Genomic DNA, 4115 nt, shown 5'->3' with positions numbered 1-4115 from the left:
ACCTAGCCTTATATGAAGTTCGTGTTCCTCAGACCGGAAGTTTGCCGTCCGCTTCCTTCAGATTCGGCGTCACCACGGACACCCTTGCGTTAAGCTAACTGCTACTTCTGCCTTCGCAGTTCGGGACTATCACCCTAGAGATTACACCCATGCCGGGCGCACAAAGTAAAAAACAGATCTTCATAGATCTGTTTTTTCATAATTAATCTTGGTCAGTCAGAATGATCGGACCATCTTTTGTAATGGCAATGGTATGTTCATACTGAGCAGAGTACGTGCCATCGACCGTTCGTGCTGTCCATCCGTTAGCATCCATTTTCGAAAAAAACATTCCAATATTCACCATTGGTTCAATCGTAAATACCATACCTTCTTTAATTCTTGGGCCTTTTCCCGGTAGTCCGTAATGAGGCACATCCGGTTTTTCATGAATCACTGTACCTATTCCATGCCCGATAAAATCGCGGACTACCGAAAGTCCTTCACTTTCGACATATGTTTGAATGGCATGGCCAATATCGCCGATTCGATTCCCAGGTTTGGCCTGTTCGATTCCTTTATAAAGCGCCTCTTTTGTTACCTTCAGTAAATGCTCTACTTCTGATGAAACGTTTCCTACCGCATATGACCAGGCTGAATCCGCCAAAGCGCCATTGTAATTGACCACCATATCAATTGTGACAATATCGCCTTCTTTCAGCGGTTCCTTCCTTGGAAAACCATGGCAAATCTCGTCATTAATACTGGCGCATGTCGCATACTGGTAGCCTTTATAGCCTTTTTGTTCTGGAGTGGCGCCATGTTCCTGTAAAAATGTTTCAACAAATTGATCAATTTCCCAGGTGGTAATCCCCGGTTTGATTAAATTGGCAATTTCCTTATGACAAGCTGCAAGAATTTCGCCCGCCTTTTTCATTGCTTCAATTTCCCGTTGTGATTTAAGAACAATCATGAAGATTCCCTGCCTTTTAAATAAATTTGATCTATAGTAAACATAAATATGCGTTTTAGTCATCTTTTCTATCTTACCCTTAGTAAACAAATTTTTCAAAACTATGCTCCTAAGGATAGAATAAAGGGAGGAATTGAAAAATTCCCCCCTTAACCGAAAGTAATTAACAATAAATAATACCTTTACTAAAATAAGTGTGATAGATAGTTAGTAATGATTGCTGATTTAATTCAGGAGTCACTGTTTCATTTGATTGTATGGTCATTAGTGAACAGGTCATGCCGATTTTGCAAGAGTCTTCTATGTTAAGCCCTTTCATATAGGCGTATAAAATTCCTGCAATTAATGAATCACCCGCCCCGGTGACATCAACAACGGGAACGTCTGGTGCCACTAAGGCACCTATTTCATTCATTTTTGAAAAATAAATTAATCCCTTTTCTCCCCTTGTAATAACAACTTTCTCAGGACCCTTTTTTAAAATCTTCTCAGCAGCGCGAAAAAAGTCTCCGTCATTCACGATTTTCATTTGAGAAAGGGCTTCCGCTTCCTTGTGATTCGCCATTAGCCATGTGACACCTTCAAGGGAATCGGGCAGTTTTTCTGTTTTGGAGGCAGACACAGTCGCAATACAGAGAGGGATCTTTTCGTTTTTACAGTGCTCAATCATTTGATGGATCACATGTTTCGGATAGTTCATATCCAATAAAATGATATCGGACTCTTGTAAATACTTCTTATTTTCTTCAATAAAATGATCAGCTGCTTTATTATAAATCGCCATTTCAGCAAGCCCAATAATCATCTGTCCATTAACATCCAATAGGGCGGTGTAGCATCCTGTCGTATTTCCTTCTATGATTTGAGATGGTTGAATATCAACAAATTCTTTTGTGTATTGTAGCAGCCATTCGCCATCGGGATCATCTCCAACATAGGATAATAAAGCAGTTTTTACCCCAAGCCGTCCTAAATTCTCGGCCACATTTCGTGCCACACCGCCCCTTGATTTTTTACTAACAGCTGGATTTGATGTTCCAAAAGCCGCCTCTGCCAAAACTTGAATTTTCTTGTCCACATTGGCACCGCCGATACAAAGAATCCTTTTTCCATCATTGGCATTCCTGTTAATGCCTTCTCGTTGTTTGTTCACATTCAGCAACCTTCCTCACATTATAAACGGATATCAGAATAAAATTATCCAAATTCTACTGCATTGAAACCCTTTTTTCAAAATTCGTTCATTTATTACTAACAAAATTAATGGGAACAATAGGATTGTTTTCTATTATATCAAAGCGTTTTTACCCGAGAAATATTTTTTAAATAGTTGGGGAATATTACATGCGAGGAAGAAAGGAGTGTTGAATTTGGGCCGTGGAGAACATTTTAATCATAAAAATAAAAACCACCCGGGGAATTTTCCTAAAAATAGTCTGACGGAGAAGCATGCACAAGATGCAATTGGGGATGAAGAATTCATCGTTACCCAAGAAGCATTTAAAAATAGACTCACAGAAGAAGACACACGCGGCGACACAGCCCGCTTACTTCCCGAGAAGACGGAATAAAAGGCGTGAACGGACTCACGCCTTTTTATTTCTTGTATGGTTTAATTAGATCCTTTTTCAAAGCTAAGGTCTTTCATGAATTGCGAAAATTCAATTGTTTTCAGCCACTCTGCCAATTTCTCGATATCTTTTGAGAAAATGCGGTCCTGCTTTATAGAAGCTACCTGCTCTCTGCCTTTTTCATAGAAATGTTTCGTATGGGTTGCCATTTTCTCAATGCCGCGGTGCTCGACTGCCTGCATCGCGCAAATCATTTCAATTGCCAGAACTCTTCTTGTGTTTTGAATGATTTGATAAGCGTGCCTAGAAGCAATGGTTCCCATGCTGACATGATCTTCCTGGTTCGCGGAGGATGGGATCGAATCCACACTCGCCGGGTGGGCCAGCGTTTTATTTTCTGATACGAGCGAAGCAGCTGCATACTGCATAATCATCGCACCAGATTGCAAGCCAGGCTCAGGACTTAGAAACGGTGGCAGATCGTTTAATTGCGGATTTATTAGCCGCTCCATTCGTCTTTCAGAAATATTCGCCATTTCGGCAACCGCAATTTTCATAAAGTCCATGGCAAAAGCAATCGGCTGCCCGTGGAAGTTTCCTCCAGATATGACCTTTTCTCCATTATCAAAAATAAGCGGATTATCAGTAGCTGCATTCATTTCAATTTCCAGTTTCTCTTTTACATAATCAAGCGCCTGCCACGTTGCACCATGTACTTGCGGAATGCAGCGGAGAGAATAAGCATCTTGAACTCGTAATTCACCCTGCATGGTTGTAAGCAAGCTGTCACTTAAGTATTTGCGGATTCTTGCTGCTGTGTCAATTTGCTGCTGATAGCCGCGTGCTGTTTGAACTTCTTCAGCAAAAGCATCAATAATTCCGTTTAATCCCTCGATGGTCATTGACGCAATCAATTCACTTTCATATGCCAGCTGCTCTGCTTCAAGATAGCCGACAACTCCCATCGCTGTCATCGCTTGGGTACCGTTAATAAGGGCAAGACCTTCTTTTGCTTCCAACGTAATCGGGGATATTCCCTCCATTTGAAGTGCTGTTAAAGCATCCATTCTGCTTCCTTTATAGAAAACTTCACCTTCTCCGACCAATACTAATGCAAGATGGGAAAGCGGTGCTAAGTCCCCGCTCGCACCCAGTGAACCTTGCTGCGGAATCACGGGGACAATATGTTTATTTACCAATTCAATCAATCGTTCAATCACCATTGGCCTGATGCCGGAATAGCCTTTTAACAACGCATTGGCACGAAGGAGGACCATCGCTCTTGCGACAACTTCTGGGAAAGGCTCACCAACACCGCAGGCATGTGAACGGATTAAATTCAGCTGCAGGTCTTGTACATCTTCCTGATCGATCAACACATCACTAAATTTACCAAATCCAGTATTGATTCCATAAATAACCCTTTTGTCTGAAACAATTCTTTCCACAGCTTCGCGGCTCTTTTGTGCCGCCTCCATGCTTTCTTCTGAAGCCCGCACCTTTTGTCCGTTGAATAAAACCTCTTTCATTTCTTGAAGTGTTAGTGTATTACCGGTTAATGTAATCATTTTTCCCTCTCCTTATCACTTTAC

General features: G+C 41.5%; 4 protein-coding genes. 1 reads left to right on the top strand and 3 read right to left on the bottom strand.

Annotated features, from left to right (window positions below; translation table 11 throughout):
- Positions 1-202 precede the first annotated feature (202 nt).
- The gene (map, locus tag BFU02S_RS15020; RefSeq protein ID WP_066372388.1) at positions 203-952 is read right to left on the bottom strand and encodes a type I methionyl aminopeptidase; all 750 of its coding nucleotides are present in this window, start codon (positions 950-952) and stop codon (positions 203-205) included.
- A gap of 163 nt (positions 953-1115) precedes the next feature.
- Positions 1116-2105 (bottom strand): carbohydrate kinase family protein, encoded by a 990-nt coding sequence (locus BFU02S_RS15015; RefSeq protein WP_066372385.1) that lies wholly within the window; start codon positions 2103-2105, stop codon positions 1116-1118.
- A gap of 217 nt (positions 2106-2322) precedes the next feature.
- On the opposite strand from BFU02S_RS15015, the gene BFU02S_RS15010 reads away from it, so the two are divergent.
- The gene (locus BFU02S_RS15010) at positions 2323-2523 is read left to right on the top strand and encodes a hypothetical protein (protein WP_066372383.1); all 201 of its coding nucleotides are present in this window, start codon (positions 2323-2325) and stop codon (positions 2521-2523) included.
- Positions 2524-2564: 41 nt separating this feature from the next.
- Here the strand turns inward: BFU02S_RS15010 and hutH are convergent, their stop codons facing one another.
- Positions 2565-4091: a histidine ammonia-lyase gene (hutH, locus tag BFU02S_RS15005; protein WP_066372380.1), complete on the bottom strand. Its 1527-nt coding sequence runs from the start codon at positions 4089-4091 to the stop codon at positions 2565-2567.
- Positions 4092-4115 lie beyond the last annotated feature (24 nt).

The organism is Neobacillus fumarioli NBRC 102428 (assembly GCF_001591485.1).
Classification (GTDB): domain Bacteria; phylum Bacillota; class Bacilli; order Bacillales; family Cytobacillaceae; genus Neobacillus; species Neobacillus fumarioli.
The sequence above is the reverse complement of the archived record's forward strand: the minus strand, read 5'-3'. Positions and strand labels throughout refer to the sequence as shown.

Excerpts from the sequence above, each read along its gene's own strand:
- map (WP_066372388.1), bottom strand. The coding sequence starts at position 952 with ATGATTGTTCTTAAATCACAACGGGAAATTGAAGCAATGAAAAAGGCG.
- hutH (WP_066372380.1), bottom strand. The coding sequence starts at position 4,091 with ATGATTACATTAACCGGTAATACACTAACACTTCAAGAAATGAAAGAG.